Here is a 20,076-nt window from a genome sequence, read left to right on the forward strand (position 1 = left end):
GGATTTCCATGACTGCCAAGATCACCTTCGTCGGCGCGGGCAGCGTCGTGTTCACCCAGGGCCTGCTCGCGGACCTGTTCGCCTACCCGGAGCTGGCCGGCGTGCACGTCGCCCTGCACGACATCGACCCGGACCGGCTGGCCACCGCGCTGGCCGCGGCCGAGCGGATCGCCGCCGTGCGCGGCGCCAAGCCCGTGCTGACCGCGCACGCGGACCGCCGGGAAGCGCTGTCGGGCGCGGACTTCGTCGTCAACATCGTCCAGATCGGGATGGCGGCGGCGACCCGCACCGACTTCGAGGTCCCGGAACGCTTCGGCCTGCACCAGACCATCGGGGACACCCTCGGCATCGGCGGGATCTTCCGCGCGCTGCGGACGTTCCCGTTCCTGAAGGAACTCGGGGCCGACATCGCCGACGTCTGCCCGGACGCGTGGCTGCTGAACTACACGAACCCGATGGCGATGAACGTCCAGTACCTGAGCGAGGCCACCGGGCTGACCAAGGTCGTCGGGCTCTGCCACTCGGTGCACTGGACGGTGCACGGGCTCGCGGAGCTCGTCGGGGTGCCGTTCGACGAGGTCACCTACGTGGCGGCCGGCGTCAACCACCAGGCGTGGGTGCTGCGGTTCGAGCACGCGGGCGCCGACCTCTACCCGCGGCTGCGCGAGCTGGCCGAGTCCGACGCGCAGCTGCGGCGGCGCGTCCGGTTCGACATGCTGCGGCGGCTCGGCTACTACCCGACGGAGACCAGCGAGCACTCCGCCGAGTACGTGCCCTGGTACCTGAAGCACGACAGCGAGGTCGAACGCCTGCGGTTGCCGGTCGGCGCCTACCTCGGCATCGTCGCGGAGAACGAGGCCGAGTACGAGCGGACCCGCCGGGCGATCGCGGCCGGGGAGCCGTTGCCCGTCGAAGGCACCGGCGAGTACGCGCCGCAGATCGTCCACAGCCTGGTCACCGGCACCCCGCGGACCGTGTACGGCAACGTCGTCAACCGCGGCCTGATCGAGAACCTGCCCGCCGGCGGCGTGGTGGAGGTGCCGTGCCTGGTCGACGGAACCGGCGTCCGGCCGACCCGGATCGGCGCGCTGCCGCCGCAGCTCGCCGCGCTCAACCGGACGTACCTGAGCGTCGACGACCTGGTCGTGCGCGCGGCCGTCGAGGACGACCCCTGCCACATCCGCCACGCGGCGATGACCGACCCGGCCACGGCGGCCACCCTGCCGGTGCCGAAGATCTTCGAGCTGTGCGACGAGCTGGTCCGCGCCCACGGCGACCGGCTGCAGCCCGCTTTGCGGGCCGTCCTCGGAAGCTGACGCGGTTTGCTGCGCGCCTGCCGGTGCGGAGCATACCCGCAACGTGAGAGCGCTCCCAGAAGGCCGCGGCTTAACCGGTTCACCATCAGGGCGCGCCGAGCAGTTCCCTACGCCGGACAGCCTTCGGCAGTAGGCCGAAACGCGTACCTCGGTCACCGACGCTTTACACCCGGCGTCCCGCTCTTTAACCTTCGCCCTGGAAGCGCTCCCAGTTGCGAGGAGGCGGTGTGCGTTCTTCAACGGCGAAGGCGACAGCCCGGGCGATCGTGGCCTTGCTCGTGCTCGGCCTGACTCTGGTCGTCCCGGGGCCGCCGGCCGGCGCCGCGGGGAAGTTCAACTACGGCGAGGCACTGCAGAAGGCCGTCTGGTTCTACGACGCCCAGCGCTCCGGCGCCCTGCCCGCCGACAACCGCGTCTCGTGGCGCGGCCCGTCCGCCCTCGACGACGGCAAGGACGCCGGCCTCGACCTCACCGGCGGCTTCTACGACGCCGGCGACCACGTCAAGTTCGGGTTGCCGTTCGAGTTCAGCATGACCATGCTCGCCTGGGGCGCGCTGGAGAACCGCACCGCCTACCAGAACTCCGGCCAGTGGCCTTACCTGCTGTCGAACCTGCGCTGGGGTGCCGACTGGCTGATCAAGGCGCACCCGCAGCCCGACGTGCTCTACGGCCAGGTCGGCAAGGGCGACGACGACCACAAGTGGTGGGGTCCCGCCGAGACGATGACCATGGCGCGGCCGGCGTACCGCATCGACGACGCCTGCCCCGGCTCGGACCTCGCCGGCGAGGCCGCCGCGCAGCTGGCCGCCGGCTCGATGGTGTTCCAGACCGGCGACCCGGGCTACGCGGCCACCCTGCTCACCCACGCCAAGCAGCTGTACTCGTTCGCCGACAACCACCGCGGCGTCTACTCCAACTGCATCACCGACGCCCAGAGCTTCTACAAGTCCTGGAGCGGCTACCAGGACGAGCTCGTGTGGGGCGCGATCTGGCTCTACAAAGCCACCGGCGACAGCACGTACCTGGCGAAGGCGCGTGCCGAGTACGAAAAGCTCGGTACCGAGCCGCAGACCACCACCCGGTCCTACCGCTGGACGCTGGCCTGGGACGACAAGTCCTACGGCGCCTACGTCCTGCTCGCCCAGCTCACCCGCGACCCCGAATACGTCGCCGACGCCAACCGCTGGCTGGACTGGTGGACCACCGGCGTCAACGGCCAGCGCGTGCCCTACTCCCCGGGCGGCCAGGCCGTGCTCGACCAATGGGGCTCGCTGCGCTACGCGGCGAACACCGCGTTCGTGGCGCTCACCTACTCGGACTGGTTGCGCAGCAGCGATCCCACGCGCGCCACGACGTACCACGACTTCGGCGTCCGGCAGATCGACTACGCGCTCGGCGACAACCCGCGTGGCGCGAGCTTCGAGGTCGGCTTCGGCGTCAACCCGCCCCGGAACCCGCACCACCGCACCGCGCACGGCTCGTGGGCGGACAACATCAACGAGCCGGCGCAGAGCCGGCACACCCTCTACGGCGCGCTCGTCGGCGGCCCGAGCTCGGCCAACGACTCCTACACCGACGACCGCACCAACTACACGATGAACGAGGTGGCCCTCGACTACAACGCCGGGTTCACCGGCGCGCTGGCCCGCCTCTACGGCGAGTACGGCGGCACCCCACTGGCTTCCTTCCCACCGAAGGAAACCCCGGACGGCCCGGAGCTCTCGGCGCAGGGCGCGCTCAACCAGCCGGACGGCAGCACGTTCACCGAGGTCAAGGCGTACGTGCTCAACAAGTCGGCGTGGCCGGCCCGCACTTTCACCGGCTCGCTGCGTTACTACTTCACCCTCGACGGCGCCACCACGCCCGGCCAGATCTCGGTCACCTCGGCCTACAACCAGTGCGACGCACCCGTGGTGCGCCCGTTCTCCGGCGCGGTCCACTACGTCGAGGTGACGTGCTCGGGCGGCGTCGCGCCGGGCGGGCAGTCCCGCTACCGCAAGGAAGTGCAGTTCCGGATCACCAGCGCCGGCACCTGGAACCCGGCCGACGACTGGTCGCACACCGGCCTCGCCCCCAGCGGATCAGCGCCCGCGGACGCGGCGCGGCTGGTACTCGCCCAGGGCTCGACCGTGCTGTGGGGCACGCCGCCGGGACCGTCCACAGCGGACACCACGCCGCCGTCCGCACCCACGGGCGTCACCGCCACCGCCGGCAGCACGAGTGTCGGTCTGGTGTGGACGGCCGCCACCGACGACGTCGGCGTCGCCGGTTACGACGTGCTCAACGCGGCCGGGGCGGCGATCGGCAGCACGACCGCAACCGGCTACCAGGTCACCGGCCTCACCCCGGGCACGGCGTACACGTTCTCGGTCCGGGCCCGCGACGCGGCGGGCAACCAGTCCGCGGCCAGTAGCCCGGTCTCGGTCACCACCACGACCGGCGGCAACCCCGGCACCGGCTCGCTCGCAGTGCAGCAGCGGTCCAGCAGCGGCGCCACGGACAACCAGATCCGCGCCGGCCTGCAGATCGTCAACCGGAGCAGCACGGCGGTCGCGTTGAGCGGTGTCACGGCCCGCTACTGGTTCACCGGCGACGCCACCAGCCCGGGCTACCAGATCTGGTGCGACTACGCGGTGGCCGGCTGCGGCAACGTCAGCTTGCGGGTGGTGAAGCTCAGCACGCCCCGGCCGGGCGCGGACGCGTACGTGGAGCTCGCCTTCACCGGCGGCAGCCTGGCCGCCGGCGCGAACACGGGCGAGGTCCAGATCCGGGTGGCCAAGGCGGACTGGTCGGGGTTCAACCAGGCGGACGACTACAGCTACCGGGCGGCGACGTCGTTCACCGACCTGGCGACTGTCACGGCGTACCGGTCGGGTGCGCTCGCCTGGGGTACCGAGCCGTGAGCTTCGCGGCTCAGGACTTGAGCCGCGAACACCGCCGAGCCGGACTTGGTACGGGCGCGGGTGCCGGAAACTCCCGGTGTCCGGCACCCGATCGCCCGTCTTCGCGGCACCGGGATTGCGGCCACCGGCGAGCATACCGGACCCCTCCTCCGGCGCGGAACCTGTAACTTTCAGCGGAAAAACCGCTTCCCCCGCCGCCTGTGTTAGCGTTCACATTCCACCGTCACCGTCGATGGGGGTTCCGTTGCCGCAAGCACGCCGAATCAAGCTGAGTCCTCTGTGGACAGTATGCGCCCTGATCGCCGCCTTCTTCACCCTCGCGGCGCCGTCGAACGCCACCGCCGCTCCGGCGCCCATCACCAAACCGCCGATGGGCTGGAACTCCTGGAACTCCTTCGCCGGGGCGATCGACCACACCGTCATCGAACAACAGGCGGACGCGATCGTGTCCTCCGGCATGAAGGACGCCGGCTACGAGTACGTCAACATCGACGACGGCTGGTGGACCGGGAGCCGGGACGCAGGCGGGAACATCACCGTCGACACCGCGAAGTGGCCCGGCGGGATGGCCGCCATCACCGCCTACATCCACAGCAAGGGCCTGAAAGCCGGCATCTACACCGACGCCGGCCGCAACGGCTGCGGCTACTACTACCCCACCGGGCACCCCGCCTACCCCGGCACCGGCGCGGAAGGCCACTACGACCAGGACTTCCTCCAGTTCTCGCGGTGGGGCTTCGACTACGTGAAGGTCGACTGGTGCGGCGGCCAGGCCGAAGGGCTCAACGCGCGCACGGCCTACACCCAGATCAGCGACTCCATCTCGCGCGCCACCGCCCAGACCGGCCGGCCGATGACGTTCTCCGTCTGCGAATGGGGCAGCAGCCAGCCGTGGAACTGGGCGCCGGGCATCTCGAACCTGTGGCGGACCAGCGGCGACATCATCTACTGGGGCGAGAAGCCGTCGATGTCGCGGATGCTGGCCAACTTCGACGCCGCGCAGCACGCCGCCGCGCAGAGTCCCGGCCACTACAACGATCCCGACATGCTCATCGCCGGCCTGTCCGGGTTCTCCGACGCGCAGAACCGCACCCACCTGAGCCTGTGGGCCATCTCGGGTGCCCCGCTGATCGCCGGGAACAAGCCCAGCGACATGAGCGCGGCCACCCGCGCCACCCTGACCAACCGCGAGATGATCGCCATCGACCAGGACTCGCTCGGGCGGCAGGGCACGAAGGTCGCCGAGGACGCCACCGGCCTGCAGGTCTACCAGAAGGTGCTGTCCGGCACCGGCCGCCGGGCCGTCGTCCTGCTCAACCGCACCGGCTCGGCCGCCACCATCACCGCCCGGTGGTCCGCCCTCGGCCTGTCGGGTCCGGCGGCCGTCCGGGACGTCTGGGCCGGCGCCGACCGCGGGACGTTCGCCTCGAGCTACGCCACTTCGGTCCCGGCCGGGGAAGCGGTCCTGCTCACCGTCACCGGCACCGACGGCACGCCCCCGGCGGGCGGCGGCCCGATCACCGGCAAGCAGTCCGGCCGCTGCCTCGACGTGCCGAACGCGACCACCGCCAACGGCACCCAGCTGCAGCTGCTGGACTGCCAGGGCGGCCCGGGCCAGACCTGGACCCGCACCGCGAGCCGCCAGCTCACCGTCTACGGCACCAAGTGCCTCGACGCCTCCGGCCAGGGCACGGCCAACGGGACACCGGTGGTGATCTGGGACTGCAACGGCCAGGCCAACCAGCAGTGGACGGTGAACGCGAACGGCACGATCACCGGCGTCCAGTCGAACCTCTGCTTGGACGCGAGCGGCCAGGGCACCGCGAACGGGACCAAGGTGCTCCTCTGGGCGTGCAACGGCCAGCCGAACCAGCAATGGACCGCCCCCACGGCGTGAACCGCAGCCGGGTACTACACCGGCAGGCCCTGCCCGTCGCGGACGGCGTCGGCGACCGACCTCAGCGTGCCGATCGGGTCCTCGCCCAGCACGTGCAGGCCGACGTGGTCCGCGCCGGCCGCCAGCTCCGCGCGGATGCCCGCCGCGATGGCCGGCTCGTCGCCGTGCAGGACGAGGGCGTCGAGCAGCCGGTCGGCGAACGGGTCGGTCAGCTCGTCGTCGGTGTACCCGATCCGGCGGAGGTTGGCGGCGTAGCTGGAGATGCCGAGGATCGGCCGCAGCCCGGCGCGGCCGGTCTCCCGGGCGCGCTCGACGTCGGTGTCCCGCACGACGCCGTGGCCGGGGATCACCAGCTTGCCCGGGCCGAGTGATTCCCGGGCGCGGCGGGTGTGCTCGGGCGTCACCTGGAGCGTGAGCGTGCCGGCCGCCCGTTCGGCCGCCAGCCGGAGCATCCGGGGACCGAGGGCGGCCAGTAGCACGCGGTCGGCGGGGACGCCGGCCGCCACCAGGAAGTCCAGGTAGCTCTCGACCTTCGCCACCGGGGAGGTGTAGCCGGCGTCGATTTCGCGGTGGCCGGCCCCGATGCCGACGAGGAGCCGGCCGTCGTGCTTCGCCGTGATCCGGTGGTAGGCGTCGGCGACCGTGCCCGCGTCGGCCTGCCACACGTTGAGCACGCTGGTGCCCACCACGATCCGGCTGGTGGCGTCGAGCAGCCGCTCCGCCGCGAGGAGGTCGGCGGCCGGGGACGCGGCCAGCCAGATCGCGCCGTAGCCGGCTCGTTCCAGCGCGACGGCGTCGGCCGCGGTCGCCTCGGCGGTGGTCAGGTAGGCGCCGACGGGGCCCAGTTCGATGGTCATGATCACCACTCCAGCAGCGGATGGCGGCGCCCGCCACCACCAACCGCCACGTGCTGCGATAAGCTCGGCTTATCATGGAATTGCGGGCACTGCGCTATTTCGTCACGGTCGCCGACGAGCTGCACTTCGGCCGGGCCGCCGAGCGGCTGCACATCGCGCAGCCCGCGGTCAGCCAGCAGATCGCCCGGCTGGAGCGGGAACTCGGGGTCCGGCTCCTCGACCGGTCGCCCCGGCGCGTCCGGCTCACCGCCGCCGGGCAGCGGGTGCTCGAGGCCGCACGCAGCACGCTGGCCGCGGCCAGTCAGGTGGAGCTCGCGGCGAAGCAGGTCGTGACGACCGTGCGCATCGGCACCGCGGCCGGCCTGACCGCCCGCCTGGAACGCGGGATCGACGCCCTCCGCGAGCGGGCGCCGGAGTTCGACGTGGTCCTGGTCGACCTGCCCGTCGAAGCCCGGCTCAACGCGCTCCGGCAGGGTGACCTCGACCTGGCGCTGACCAGGGGCGTGCGTTCGGTGCCCGGGTTGGAGGTGCTGCCGGCCTGGACCGAACGGCTGTACGCGGTGGTGTCCCGCCACCACCCGGCCGCGGCTCGCCCCGCCGCCGGCCTGACCGAGCTGGCGGACGACGCGCTGCGCCTGCCCGCCCGCGAGCACGACCCGGCGCTCTACGACGCCGTGGCCGTGGCCCTGCACGAAACCGGTCTGTGCGCGAAGCCGGGCCGGCCGACCGGCACGCTGCAGGACACGATCGTCGAAGTCGGCTCGGATCCCCGGAGCTGGACGGTGTTGCCCGCCGACCAGGCCGCCGAGATCCGCTCGACCCGGGTGCGCGCGATCCCGCTCGAACCGCCGATCACCATCGCGGGCAGTGTCGTGGTGGCCCAGCACCAGGCCGGCAGCGGCGCCGAGTGCGCGGCAGCCGCCTTCCGCGACGACCCGGTCTGATCACCCGAAGCGACGCAGGTCCCGGTAGAAGACCCGATGCGCTTCCGCGGCCGCCGCCCACGTGTACCGCCGGGCCAGCGCCCGCCCCGGCGCCGGATCCACCCCGCCCAGCGCCACCCGCAGCTCCCGGGCGAACCCAGGCGGGTCCACGGCGAACCGCGCCGCCCCGCCGAAGACCTCCCGCAGCACCGGCAGGTCCCGGGTCACCACCGGCACCCCGGCGGCGAGCGCCTCCATCGCCGCCAGCCCGAAACCCTCCTTCGTGGACGGGAAAGCGAACGCCGCGGCAGACGCCACCAGTGAAGGCAGCGAGTCGTGCGGGACCGGGCCGAGCACCACCGGCGAGACGCCCAGCTCCGCGGCGCGCTTCTCCCAGCGCGTGCGGTAGTCGCGGTAGTCGAAGAGGGTCTCGCCGCCGGCGATGAGCAGGCGGAGGTCCGGGTCGGCCAGCAGGGCGTACGCCTCCAGCAGGTCCAGCGAGCCCTTCCGCGGCTCGATCCCGCCGACCGCCAGCACGTACCGCCCCCGCTCCGGCGTGCGCGGGGCGGTCGCGAAGCGGTCGTAGTCGACGCCGTTGGGGATCACCGTCGCCTCGATGCCCCAGCCGGCGCGGACCTCCGCGGCGACCGAGGCGGACACGCAGAGGTGGGCGTACGGCCGGACGATCGCGCGTTCGTGGCAGGCCGCCAGTTCCGGCGTGGTGAAGGTGTCGAGGTGGTGGATCGTCCGGACGCACCGGTCGACGGCGTTCGCGCTGATGCAGTCCTGCGCGTGCACGACGTCGTAGGCGTCCGGGGTGAACGCCGCGCGCAGCACCGCGATCGACCGCAGGATCCGCTCGCCCACCGACTCGCCCGGGACATCGGGGAACGGGACGACCGCCAGCCGCACCCGCGGGTCGACCGGCCGGAAGAACCCCGCGTCGCCGCCGCGGCCGAGGGTCCACACGGTGACGTCCTCGCCGAGTTCGGCCAGCGCCTCGGCCAGCGCGAGCGTGTGCACGACGCCGCCGCGGGGCTTGGTCGAGTAGCTCAGCAGGGCGATCCGCATCAGGCCTCCCGGTACACCGACGGTTTCCGCTCCCCCAGGTGGTGCAGCACGCGGCGGGCGTTGGCGATCTCCTGGCCGATGTCGAGCTCGGCCACCGCGATCCCGGCCTTCGACCAGGTGCGGGCCAGGATTTCGCCGCCGGGCCCGACGACCTTGGCCTGGCCAAGGAACCGCATCCCGCCCATCGCGCCGGTCTGGTTGGACGAGACCAGCACGACCTGGTTCTCCGCCGCCCGCGCCTGGTCGTAGAGGTCGAACAGGCGGGACTGGCGGTCCTGGGCCATCCGCGGCGCGCGGTTGGTGATGCTGGTCGGCCACGCGCTCAGGCAGGCCACGACGTCCGCGCCGTCGAGGGCGAGGGACCGGGCCGACTCGGGGAAGGTCTTGTCGTAGTCGATCAGCATGCCCAGCCGCCCGACCGGGGTGTCGAACGCGGCGAACCGGTCACCCGGCTGGTAGGCGACGCTCTCCCCCGGCGGCTGGTGGACCTTGCGGTGCCGCCCGAGCACGCCGTCCCCGGTCACGCAGACCGCCGCGTTGTACCGCCGCGGCCCGTCGGCCTCGCAGTAGCCGACGCAGACGACCATCTCCGCGGCGAGCGAGGCGATGGTCTTCAGCTCCGCGCAGTCCGGGTCGAGGGCAGGCGGGAGCGCGTCCGGGTCCGGGTGGCGCAGGTCGGCGAGGTAGCCGCCGAGGGCCGCGTCCGGCAGCACCAGCAGCGCGGCGCCTGCCGAGCGGGCGTGGTCGATCAGCGTCGTGATGCGCTGGAGGTCGAAGTCGAGGTCGCGGCCGAAGTGCGCGGCCACGGCGGCGATCCGGGTCTGCCCCATTCACGGGACACTAACCGGGTAGGCGTCGGGCCGTCTGTCCGCCAGGTGTCCCATCGACCGCCGCGCGGTTTCCAGCGCCGCCCGGACGTCGAGTTCGGCGACGGCCATGCCCTCGGCGACGCCGGTGTCGGCGACGACCTCGCCGCCCGGGTCGACGACCTTGGCGCTCGCGACGAACCGCAGGTCGCCGAAGGTGCCGGACTGGTTGGCCGAGAGCCAGACGATCTGGTTCTCCAGCGCACGGGCCCGGTCGAACAGGTCGAACCGGCGTTTCCAGCGGTCTTCGGCGAGGTCGGCAGCCGGGTTGGTCCGGCTGCCGGGCCAGGCCGACATGCAGACGACGATCTCGGCACCGTCGAGGGCCAGTGCCCGCGCGGATTCGGGGAACGCCTTGTCGTAGCAGATGAGCATGCCCAGCCGCCCGACCGGCGTGTCGAACGCGGCGAACTCGCCGCCCGCGCCGTAGCTGGCGTTCTCGGCCAGCGGCTGGTGGACCTTGCGGTGGTGCCCGAGGACGCCGTCGCCGCTGACGCAGACCGCGGAGTTGTACCGGCGGCCGTCGTCGAGTTCGCAGTACCCGGCGGTCACCACCAGGTCCCCGGCGAGCGCGGCCAGCCGGCGCAGCTCCGGGCCGTCGGCGGCCAGCGCCGGCGGGCCCTCGGCCCCGCCGTCGAGGTTGGCCAGGTAGCCACCGAGGGCCGCCTCGGGCAGAGCCAGCAGCCGGACGCCCTCGGCCTTCGCCTCGCCGATCAGCTTCTCGATGCGGGCGAAGTCGGCCTCGAGGTCGCGGTCGAACGGCGCGGCGACCGCGGCCATTCTCAGTGTCGTCATGAGTTCCCCAATCCGGTGACGCCGCCGTCGATGGCGGTCGTCCGTTCGCCGTCGGGCCAGCGCAGCGTGACGCGGGTGCCCGCCACCAGCTCGCCGCACGCCGCGGTGACCGCGGGCCCGGCCGGTGCCGGTGCGCCCGCGGTGAGCATCGCGAAGCCCGGGAAGCAGGTCAGCCAGTCCCCTGTGGACGCTGCCCGCGGTCGCGGCACCTTGGCGACGTCCAGCACCGCGCCGCAGCCGGACGCCTCGGCGAGCATGCCGAGCGTGCCCACGATGCCGGCCATCGAGACGTCCTTGGCCGCGGCCGGTCGCGCCTTCGCGACCGAGCCGAGCAGTTCGCGCAGCTCCGGCGTGCGGCGGAAGCTCGTCGAGTCCCATTGCCGCCCGGTGTAGCCGGGCCGCCAGCCGCCGCCGAGGTCGGCGGTGAGCCAGACGCGCTGCCCCGGCTTCCCGCCCCCGCCGGGCACCGGGTCGGTGGTCCGGCCCAGTGCGGTGACCGAGAGCGACGCCGGGACGCCGAACTGCGTGTGCCCGCCGAGCACCGGCACGCCGTACGCCTCGCTCGCCTTCCGGAGTCCACTGAGGACACGGGCGGCGAAGGACGCGTCGCGGGCGCCGAGTGCGTCGAGCAGGCCGGTCGGGGTGGCGCCCATCGCGGCCAGGTCGTTGAGGTTGACCAGCACCGAGCACCAGCCCGCCCACTCCGGGTCGCGCTCGACCATGGCCGGGATGATCGCGTCGCAGGCCGCGACGACGTCGGTGCCCGGCAGCGGGACACCGTCGTCGCCGACGAAGCCGGGCACGCCGGTCAGCCCGCGCAGCAGCGGGCCGAGCGCGGCCTTCGTCGCACGGGCGAGCGCGGCGATCCGGCCGATCGGCCACCGCATCAGCACGTGGTCGTGGCCGGCGACGGTCACCGGCCGCACCCGCTGCCAGCCGAGGCGGGTGAACAGCTTTTCGGTGCGGGTCTGGACGGTCGCCTCGAACCGCAGCGCCCCCTCGGCCTCGGCCCGCGCGCAGGCCGCGCGGACCAGCGCCGAGCCGACGCCGGCCGGGGAGCCGGCAGCGACGACCAGGCGGCCGCCCCGCCACCAGCCGAGGTCGGGACCGTCGGTGGCCGGGCCGAGCCGGACCCCGCCCAGTACGGCTCCCGCGGTGTCCCGGGCCAGCAGCACGATCGTCCGCGAATCGATGTCGTGGTCGTCGAGGTCGTGCCCGGTGAAGAGCCCTTGCCGCGCCACGAAAGCTTCGTGGCGCAACGCGCGGTAGGCAGCCAGCCCGTCGTGATCGGCTTCGGAAATCCGGACCGCCGGGCGGGCGGCGACGCTGCGGACGTCGCCGAGCAACGCGAGGATGTCGTGGTCCACGTCAGCCGCCCACCGCGCTGAGCAGCCCGCAGGCGCCGCACGCGGCACAGCCCGCGCCCTGGTCGGCGCCGGTCATCCCGGCGGCCCGCAGCAGGGCGGCGACCCGGCTGGTGACCTCGGCGACCAGCGACGGCGAAGGCGCGGTGGCGCCGTCGCGGCGGGCCAGCGTGCCGAGCATCGGCCGCATCGGGACGACGAACGGGTAGACGCCCATGCCGATCAGCCGCCCGGCCCCCTCGACCAGCTCGTCCGGGTCCTCGCCGAGCCCGATCAGCAGGTAGGTCGAGACGCGGTTGGGACCGAACACCCGGACCGCCTCCGCCCACGCGGCTTCGTACTCGGCCAGCGGGACGGTGGACTTGCCCGGCAGCCAGCGCCGCCGGACGTCGTCGTCGAGCGACTCGACGTGGATGCCGATCGACGTCGCTCCGGCTTCCCGCAGGTCCTGCAGCACGCCGAGGTCGCCCGGCGGCTCGATCTGCACCTGGATCGGCAGGCCCGGCACGGCGTCGAGCACCGCGCGGACGCACCGGAGGAGGTGCCGGGCGCCGCGGTCGGGCCCGGCCGTGGTGCCGGTCGTCATCACCATCTGCCGGACGCCGTCGAGCCGCACGGCCGCTTCGGCGACTTCCGCCAGCTGCTGCGGGGTCTTCGCGGCCACGGTGGACCCCGCCCGCAGCGACTCCTCGATGGTGCAGAACCGGCAGCGCTGGTCCTCGGCGTACCGGATGCAGGTCTGCACGACGGTGGTCGCGAGGACGTCCTTGCCGTGCAGCAGCGCGATCTTCCGGTACGGGATCCCGTCCGAAGTGGACAGGTCGTAGAACCGCGGCCGCGCCACCGGGGTCACGCTCAGCCCGAGGTCGACGGCGCCCCGGTGGATCCGGCCGTCGCGGACCTCGTAGGGGCTCTCGGGGTTCAGCGGCAGCGTCGCGTTGGCACCGTCGACGACCAGGTGGCCGTCGTCGCTCGGCCCGGCGCCCTTGCTGCGTTGTACGGGTGCGTCCACTCGCACCCCGCGGACGGCGATGTCGGCGCGGGTGTCCAGGTCTTCTTCGATGCCAACGCGCACGAACCGCTCCTAGAACATGTAGGTGGAGTTGATGATCGCGCCCTTGCGCGCGTAGTGGATCAGCGCGTCCTGGACGTCGAGGGGGTGCGTCGGGATGACGCCCTCGATGAGGTCCTCCTCGCGGGCGCCGTGCAGCGACAGGCCGAAGCGGCAGCAGTAGGCCTTGCCGCCTTCGGAGATGAACGTCTTGAGCTGGTCGTTGATGTTCAGCTCGCCGGGGAACGCGGCGTTGCCGGTGGTCGGGAAGCCGCGGGTGGCCAGGCAGTTCAGCGAACCCGGGCCGTAGAAGTAGATCGCGGCCTCGAAGCCCTTCCGCAGGGCGCGGGTCGCCTGCAGGATCGCCACGAAGCTCACCGACGACTCGTGCGCGATGCCGTGCACGAGGGTGAAGTAGCTCTGGCCGGGTTCGGCCTGGTAGTCCGGGAAGACCTTCGTCCCGCCGTAGAGGCTGGACCCCTGCGGCAGCGACGGGTGCGGGATCTCGTCGAGGCTGGTCTTCTCGGTCTCGGTCAGCTCTGCCATCGGTCTATTTCCCTTTCGTCGATCCGTACAGCACGTCGAACGTGCCGCGGAAAACCAGGTCGGCGAGCTCGCCGTCGCCGGCCGCGGCGGCCAGCTTCGCGAGTTCGCCCTCGTGATCGCCCCACGGCTGGTCGGAGGCGAACAGCACGCGGTCGTGGCCGATGCCGCGCCGCGAGATTTCGTCGACCAGCCACCGCGGGGTGAAACCGATCGCCCAGGACAGGTCGGTGTAGACCTGCTTGCCGGCGGCGATCCAGTCGAAGAAGCGGCCGCCGACGAGCTTGATGTGCCCGCTCATCCCGCCGCCGAAGTGGACGAGGTGCAGCTTGACGTCGCCGGCGTAGGTGTCGACGAGCTTGCCGACCTCGTCGATGTCCGACGCCGCGCCGGGCGAGGTGTGGACGTGCACGACGAGGTCGTGCTCCTTCGCGGTGGCGAAGATCCGGTCCAGCTGCGGCTTGCAGGCGGGATCGGACGCCCTGCCGCCCAGCAGGAAGCTGAGTTTCAGGGCCCGCACGCCTCGTTCGCCGGCCAGTGCCAGTGCTTCGCCGGTCCGGCCGGCGTCCTCGGCGCGCGGAGACACCCACAGCGCGGCGCTGATCCGGTCGTCCTTGCCCGCCGCCTCGACGCAGAGCTCGTTGAAGGAGAACGCGATCGCCGGGTCCGGGACGCCGTAGTTCGGGATCACCAGCGCGCGTTCGGTCCCTTCCCGGTCCATGTCGGACAGCAGCTCGCCGATCGTCGCGCGGCTGCCGATCGCCGGGGCGACCGGCGGCCCGCCGTAGAACGGGTACGCGGGCAGCACGCCGAGGTGCCGGTGGGCGTCGTGGGTCCAGCGCATCACGCCACCGTCCGGGGCGCGACCCAGTCGTCGTCGGCCGGGTAGGTGCTCACCGGCGTGCCGGAGATCCACCGGACGTCGGCACCCCGCCCCTCGCCGGTGATCCGCCGGGTCAGGTACGCCGCGTCCGCGGCGACACCGCAGAACCGCCCCGAACCCCAGGTGTGCTGCCACGGCAGCCCGAGGAAGTACAGCCCGGGGCAGCTGGTGACGCCGCGGTGGTGGGTCGGGTAGCCCTTGCCGTCGAACACCGGGACGTCGATCCAGCGGTGGTCGCGGCCGAAGCCCGTGCTCCAGACGACGGCCGAAAGCGCTTCCGCGTCGAGGGTCCGGGGTTCGTCCGCCGGTTCCCACACCGGCCGGTAGCGAGCTTCCGGCGGCGCCGCGATCCCGCGTTGCGCGATGAAGGCGTCGATGGAGTCCTTGATGCCCTCGGACACCGCGTCGGCCGCGTCGAGGTTGCGCCGCAGGTCGCCGGCGAACGTCATCCGTCCACTTCGGACATCGGTCAGCCTGCCGTAGAGCTGCATGCCCTCCACGGCGAACGCGCGCAGGTCGATGTCGTGCCCGCCGTCGCGGCCGGTCACGTAGTGGTTGGCCCGGAACCGCACGGCGTCCGCGTCGGCGAACTCGTCGATCCCCCTGGCGTAGTACCCCATTTCGTCGAGCCACGCGACGACGTCCCGCCCGCGGTAGCGCCGCGCGACCCGCGGCGCCGACCCGACGGCCAGGTGCACCCGGCGCCCGGCCAGGTGCAGGTCCTCGGCGATCTGGCAGCCGGACTGCCCGGTGCCGACGACCAGCACCTCGCCGTCCGGCAGCTGGGCGGGGTTGCGGTACTCGGCCGAGTGCAGCTGGACGACGTGCTCGGGCAGCCGTTCGGCCAGCCGCGGCTTCAGCGGCACCTGGTACGGGCCGGTGGCCAGCACGACGTGGTCGGCGGTGAGCTCACCGGCCGACGTCGTGAGCCGGAACCCGCCCTCGGGCAGCGGCCGCAGCCGCGTCGCTTCGACGCCCTCGTACAGCGGGACGTCGAACTCCTTCACGTACGCCTCGAGGTAGGCGACGATCTCGTCCCGGACCATGAACCCGTCCGGATCGTCGCCCGGGTAGGGGAACCCGGGCAGCCGGCATTGCCAGTTCGGCGTGACCAGGCAGAAACTGTCCCAGCGGCGGGTCCGCCATTCGTGCCCCGCGCGCTCGCGTTCGAGCACCACGTGCCCGACTCCGGCGGTGGTGAGGCAGTGGGACATCGAGAGTCCCGCCTGGCCGCCGCCGACCACGATCACCGGCCGGTGCAGGCCGTCGAGCTGGAAGGTCATGCCGATCAGTGCACCGGCGAACCATTTCCGGACGGTTTCCCCCGGAACACCGGCGTGTTACCAGGCCGCCCCCGTGTGACGACTTTTCCGGCCGCCGCTTAACACCGGCCCGGCGGCCGGATCACCCGTCGACCAGCTGCCACTGCTGGTTGGTGCCGGTGGTGACGGGCCAGCCGAGCACGCGGGCGCCGTCGGTTCCCGAGCCGCCCTCGACGTCCGCGCAGAGGCCGGTGCGGACGTTGACGAGCCGGTGGTAGCCGTCACCGGTGCCGGTGAGCTGCCACCACTGGTTGTCCCCGCCGGTGTCCTGCGCCTGGTCCAGCTGGGTGCCTTGACCGGCGCCCGCGGGGCTCTCCAGCAGCCGGCCGCTGTTGCGGTTGACCAGCCGGACCGAGCCGTCCGCGTTCGGCCGGACCTGCCACTGCTGGTTGGCGCCGCCGGACCAGGTCCACTGGACGACCTTGACGCCGTCGGCCGTTCCGCCGCCGGTGACGTCGAGGACCTTCCCGCTGCGCCGGTTGACCAGCCGCACGTACCCGGCGTCCAGTGCGACGGTGAGGTCGACGCGCTGGTCCGCCACCAGGGAGACGACTCGGGCGTGCGAACCCAGCGGCGACGGGCTCACGGGCGCCGCCGTGGTCAGCGAAGTCAGGCCCCGGCGGCTGATCAGCGTGACGGCCTGGTCGATCGCCGAGGTGACGGAGAGCGTGACCGTGCGCGCGGGCAGGTCCCAGCCGAGGCGGTGGACCCGGATCCGGCCGCGCGCCCGGACGCCGGTGATCGACCCCTTGGCCAGCTGCCCGGGCAGGGCGGGCAGGATTTCCAGCACCCCCGGCCGGGAGTACAGCACCGCCTCGGCCAGCACGGCGGGGATCGTGTGGGCCGCGTCGGCGTTGTAGGTCTGCAGGCCGGGGTTGTGGGAGGTCATCAGCGACCGGAAGACCATGGTGTTGCCGAGGATCTTGCGGAGGTTGGCGTAGACCTTCCCGCCGTCCTTCAGCCGGGCGGCGGCCAGCGCGCGGTGGAGGCTCCCGTGTGCGGACAGGTTTTCGTCGCCGCGCAGTTCCAGGGCCCGCAGCGCGGGCGCGATCAGCTCCGGCCGGGTCTCCGGGTTGAGCTCGTGCAGCGGCCAGGCGCCGTACAGGTGGTGGACGTGCCGGTGGTCGTAGTTGTCGGCGAGGCTCGGCCAGGACCACTCCGCCAGTGCGTTGTCCCCGTTGATCCGGTACGCGGGCAGGTTGCCGAGCAGAGCGGTCCAGCGCTGGACGCCCTGGCCGCTGCCCTGCTCCACACCGAGCGCGTCGGCCGCGGTGATGGCGGCCTGCAGGGCGTGCTTGCCGGCCATGATGTCGCCGGTGGCGTTGACCGACAGGAGGACGTGGGTGTTGCCCGGCGCGTTCTCCATCGAGAAGGACGGGACGAAGACGACCTTGCCGCCCGTGTCGGTCCGGGTGAGGAAGTCCTCGTAGAACAGTGCCAGCTCCATCAGGGCGGGACCGAGCTCGTCCCGCAGGAACGCCTGGTCGCCGGTCACTTCCCAGTACTCGAGGAGCGGGTGGAGCAGCCAGTCGGCCCCGCCGGTCCAGGTCTGGCCGGGGAAGCCGGCGTCGAAGTGGAGCATGTGCCCGTACTCGCCGTCGGTCCGGGACGGGGCGAGGAAGCCCCGGGCGCCGTAGAGGTTCCGCGCGTTGGTCCGCCACTGGGCGAGCTGCCCGAGGACGAGGCTGAAGTACCCCTGCATGGCTTCGGGGGTGTCCAGGATGTTTCCCCCGGCGACCTGGAGGTTGACGTTGGCGTCGGTGGTGAAGTCGTCGGCCCAGGCGCCGGTCCAGGTCCCGGTCCAGATCCCGGTCAGCCGCGGTGGCAGGACTCCGCTGGAGCTGATGAACAGGTACCGCCCCGAGTCGTAGAGGCGCTCCAGCAGGGCGAGGTCGATGACGCCCCGGTTGCCGTTCTGCCGGGCGATCAGCTGACCGACCGGCAGGGCCCGGTCGGCGGCGGAGACGTTCAGGTCCAGCCGGGAGCGGTCGTACCAGGCGGTGTGGATCGCGGTGTGCCGGGCCAGCAGGGCGGCGTAGCCGGTGTCGGTGGCGGCCAGCGCCGCGTGCAGCGGCTGGGCGTCCCACGCGTCCGGCGTCTCGTACCGGTCGAGCTTGGTGAGCAGCAGCAACCGCGTCGCGCCGGAGACGACGATGGTGCTCCCGGCCGCCGAGACGCTGCCGCCGGCCGGGAAGACGCGGGTGACGCCTTCGTAGCCGAACGCGCCCTGCCCGGCGGGGTACGTGCCGCGCAGGTTCAGGTAGCCGGATCCGCCGGCGACGGTGGCGCGGGTCGTGAAGCCCACGTTCCCGGGTGCGCCCTCCAACGCGGTGTACACGCTCAAGGTCGCGTCGATCGTCCGGCCGGGGGCCGGCGTCAGCTCGTGCACGACCACGCGGTCCGCGCGCGAGACGAACGCCCGGCGGGTCCAGGTGCCGGCGCCGTCGGCCCAGCCGGTGGCGACCTCGCCGGTGCGGAAGTCGGTCGTGCGGAGGTAGCCGTCGGCGGTGGTCATGGACGGCGTCGCGATCCGGAGCTCGTAGGCCGGGTGGTAGGTCTGGGTCCACCGCAGCGACCAGCCGGCCGAGAAGTCGCGGTCGGCCCCGGCGTAGTCACCGGCGAGCGCCTTGTCCCGGACCCCCGGCAGGCGGCTCGCGAGCACCGGCGGGGTGACCGTCCGGGTGCCGTTGGGCAGGACGAAGCGGTGGTGGTTGAAGATCACCTTTTCCAGGGTGGGCGCACCGTGGAAAGTGGCACCGTATTCACCGTTGCCGCTCAGGAAACCGTCCGTCCAGGACGTGGCGGGGGCGGTGTCGTTGACACCCCGCTCGGGGAGGGCGAGCGACGGCCCCGCGGCGCGGGAAAGCAGTCCACCGGGCAGCGCCGCGGCCCCGGCGGCCAGCGCGGCGACGGTGAGAAAACCCCGGCGGTCGAACGGCAGGTCCGGCACGTGGACTCCTTTGGCGCGGGGCAGTTTCGCCGCGATTTTCGCGCTTTCGAGGAGCCATTGTCGATGTAATTACCATTCGATTGTTTCGAACTCACTCTTCGCGAAACAGTTCGCTTTCGAGAATGTCCTCGAGCCGGGCGACGGCCCGGACCCAGCGGGCGCGCAGCGCGGCGAGCACCGCGACCGCCCCGAGCACGATCGCGCCGATCAAGGTGTCCGCGACGCCGATGACGACCGCGGTGGCGACGAGCACCGTCGCGGTCCGCCACCGCAGCGGCGGACGGGCGTACCGCGCGTGGTGGACGGGCTTGCCGAACATGGTTCGCGACGCAGTGCTGTCATCCATACCCCGGTCGAGGGGGTTCACCCCGTCGCCCTGACGCTTCCGCCGGGCGATCACACCTCAGTGTCACGACGATCACCCGAACGAACCAAGCCGCCACGCAACGCCCCACGTCCGGGTGGTCCGAGCGAGATCTCGTCGTGTCCGGGAGCTCGGCCCGGCGCGTCACCCGAACCGGTGAGTTCGGGCCCGGCCCGTCATTCCGGCCCCGCCGTGCCCTCTCCCCCGGTGCCGATCCGATCGGTCCGGCACACCCCCCGACCGGCCCGATCTCCGGCAGGGTGAGCTCGGCGGCAGAACGCCCCCCGTCTGCCGCCGAGCCCGCACCCACCCCGACGCGGGCTCAGGTCGCGTCGGTGTCGATCGGTGCCCGCTCCCCCGGGCGCAGTCCGGTCGGGCGCGGGAGCGGTTCGTCGTCGAGCAGGTGGCGGCGCAACGCGGCCCGCGGATCGAACTCACGCAGCGCCTGCAGGTCCTGCAGCGGCTTGCGCACCTGCCCGAGCGCCGGGCCCAGCTCGGCCTCCAACTGCTGCTGGGCACCCGCGGCGAACCCCCGGAGCCGTCGCATCGCGCGGGTCACCTGGTTCACCGCACCGGGCAGCCGTTCGGGCCCGAGAACGAACAGGGCCGCCACGAGGAGGATCGCCAGGTGCTCCAGGCTGAGACCGAACACCGCGGGGACGCTACCCGCCGCCCGCTGTGCGGACCCTGAGGACGGCGGCCGACCTGTGGATCGGCTTAAGAAACCCCGGCCGACCTCGTCACCCGCCGGGTCCGGACAGCAGCATCGACACATGGTGGTGCTCTCCGAACGGGCCGCCGTCCGGCGGCTGCACGACCGGCTCGGCTTCGGGCCGCGGCCCGGTGACCTCGACCGCGGGTTCGCCGAGACCCGCGATCGGCTCCTGGGCGGCGGCCCGGATCCCGGCGCCGCGGCGACGCCGCCGCCCGAGTTCGGGCCGCCACCGGCCGCTCACGGCACGGTCCCGGCC

The 20,076-nt window shown here is 72.7% G+C and carries 16 protein-coding genes and 1 pseudogene; 5 read left to right on the plus strand and 12 right to left on the minus strand.

Annotation, left to right across the window (positions count from 1 at the left end):
• Positions 1 to 8 precede the first annotated feature (8 nt).
• From ABZX11_RS45770 to ABZX11_RS45780, 3 genes are all read left to right on the plus strand, one after another.
• Positions 9 to 1,316: an alpha-glucosidase/alpha-galactosidase gene (locus tag ABZX11_RS45770; protein ID WP_354925052.1), complete on the plus strand. Its 1,308-nt coding sequence runs from the start codon at positions 9 to 11 to the stop codon at positions 1,314 to 1,316.
• 227 nt (positions 1,317 to 1,543) lie between these two features.
• Positions 1,544 to 4,219: a glycoside hydrolase family 9 protein gene (locus ABZX11_RS45775; RefSeq protein ID WP_354925054.1), complete on the plus strand. Its 2,676-nt coding sequence runs from the start codon at positions 1,544 to 1,546 to the stop codon at positions 4,217 to 4,219.
• A gap of 232 nt (positions 4,220 to 4,451) precedes the next feature.
• Positions 4,452 to 6,116: an RICIN domain-containing protein gene (locus ABZX11_RS45780; protein ID WP_354925056.1), complete on the plus strand. Its 1,665-nt coding sequence runs from the start codon at positions 4,452 to 4,454 to the stop codon at positions 6,114 to 6,116.
• A 14-nt stretch (positions 6,117 to 6,130) separates the two neighbouring features.
• Here the strand turns inward: ABZX11_RS45780 and ABZX11_RS45785 are convergent, their stop codons facing one another.
• The gene (locus tag ABZX11_RS45785) at positions 6,131 to 6,973 is read right to left on the minus strand and encodes a TIGR03620 family F420-dependent LLM class oxidoreductase (RefSeq protein WP_354925058.1); all 843 of its coding nucleotides are present in this window, start codon (positions 6,971 to 6,973) and stop codon (positions 6,131 to 6,133) included.
• Positions 6,974 to 7,047: 74 nt separating this feature from the next.
• On the opposite strand from ABZX11_RS45785, the gene ABZX11_RS45790 reads away from it, so the two are divergent.
• Positions 7,048 to 7,917 carry a LysR family transcriptional regulator gene (locus ABZX11_RS45790; protein ID WP_354925060.1) on the plus strand — a complete coding sequence of 290 codons (870 nt, stop codon included), beginning with the start codon at positions 7,048 to 7,050 and terminating at the stop codon, positions 7,915 to 7,917.
• Here the strand turns inward: ABZX11_RS45790 and ABZX11_RS45795 are convergent, their stop codons facing one another.
• From ABZX11_RS45795 to ABZX11_RS45845, 11 genes are all read right to left on the minus strand, one after another.
• The gene (locus ABZX11_RS45795) at positions 7,918 to 8,967 is read right to left on the minus strand and encodes an MSMEG_0565 family glycosyltransferase (RefSeq protein ID WP_354925062.1); all 1,050 of its coding nucleotides are present in this window, start codon (positions 8,965 to 8,967) and stop codon (positions 7,918 to 7,920) included. It lies immediately after the preceding gene.
• Entirely contained in the window at positions 8,967 to 9,797 is an 831-nt protein-coding gene (locus tag ABZX11_RS45800; protein ID WP_176170361.1) for a carbon-nitrogen hydrolase family protein, read from the minus strand. Before ABZX11_RS45800 ends, ABZX11_RS45795 begins: the two co-directional genes overlap by 1 nt.
• Positions 9,798 to 10,628 (minus strand): carbon-nitrogen hydrolase family protein, encoded by an 831-nt coding sequence (locus ABZX11_RS45805; protein WP_176170362.1) that lies wholly within the window; start codon positions 10,626 to 10,628, stop codon positions 9,798 to 9,800.
• Positions 10,625 to 11,995: an MSMEG_0567/sll0787 family protein gene (locus ABZX11_RS45810; protein ID WP_354925064.1), complete on the minus strand. Its 1,371-nt coding sequence runs from the start codon at positions 11,993 to 11,995 to the stop codon at positions 10,625 to 10,627. Before ABZX11_RS45810 ends, ABZX11_RS45805 begins: the two co-directional genes overlap by 4 nt.
• A gap of 1 nt (position 11,996) precedes the next feature.
• The gene (locus ABZX11_RS45815; RefSeq protein WP_354925066.1) at positions 11,997 to 13,067 is read right to left on the minus strand and encodes an MSMEG_0568 family radical SAM protein; all 1,071 of its coding nucleotides are present in this window, start codon (positions 13,065 to 13,067) and stop codon (positions 11,997 to 11,999) included.
• 9 nt (positions 13,068 to 13,076) lie between these two features.
• Complete coding sequence (locus ABZX11_RS45820; protein ID WP_086864132.1) at positions 13,077 to 13,589, minus strand: MSMEG_0572/Sll0783 family nitrogen starvation response protein; 513 nt, start codon at positions 13,587 to 13,589, stop codon at positions 13,077 to 13,079.
• A 4-nt stretch (positions 13,590 to 13,593) separates the two neighbouring features.
• Complete coding sequence (locus ABZX11_RS45825) at positions 13,594 to 14,430, minus strand: amidohydrolase family protein (protein ID WP_354925069.1); 837 nt, start codon at positions 14,428 to 14,430, stop codon at positions 13,594 to 13,596.
• Positions 14,430 to 15,752: an MSMEG_0569 family flavin-dependent oxidoreductase gene (locus tag ABZX11_RS45830; RefSeq protein WP_354925071.1), complete on the minus strand. Its 1,323-nt coding sequence runs from the start codon at positions 15,750 to 15,752 to the stop codon at positions 14,430 to 14,432. Before ABZX11_RS45830 ends, ABZX11_RS45825 begins: the two co-directional genes overlap by 1 nt.
• 121 nt (positions 15,753 to 15,873) lie before the next feature.
• Entirely contained in the window at positions 15,874 to 18,741 is a 2,868-nt protein-coding gene (locus ABZX11_RS45835) for a glycoside hydrolase N-terminal domain-containing protein (protein ID WP_354925073.1), read from the minus strand.
• A 91-nt stretch (positions 18,742 to 18,832) separates the two neighbouring features.
• Positions 18,833 to 19,060, minus strand: a complete 228-nt coding sequence (locus ABZX11_RS45840; RefSeq protein ID WP_354925075.1) for a hypothetical protein — start codon at positions 19,058 to 19,060, stop codon at positions 18,833 to 18,835.
• A 367-nt stretch (positions 19,061 to 19,427) separates the two neighbouring features.
• The gene (locus ABZX11_RS45845; protein ID WP_354925077.1) at positions 19,428 to 19,757 is read right to left on the minus strand and encodes a Sec-independent protein translocase TatB; all 330 of its coding nucleotides are present in this window, start codon (positions 19,755 to 19,757) and stop codon (positions 19,428 to 19,430) included.
• Between the two features lie 121 nt (positions 19,758 to 19,878).
• Here ABZX11_RS45845 and ABZX11_RS45850 point away from each other — a divergent pair.
• Positions 19,879 to 20,076, plus strand: a pseudogene (locus tag ABZX11_RS45850) (hypothetical protein); the annotation flags it as partial.

It is taken from the genome of Amycolatopsis sp. NPDC004169 (assembly GCF_040610315.1).
GTDB lineage: Bacteria > Actinomycetota > Actinomycetes > Mycobacteriales > Pseudonocardiaceae > Amycolatopsis.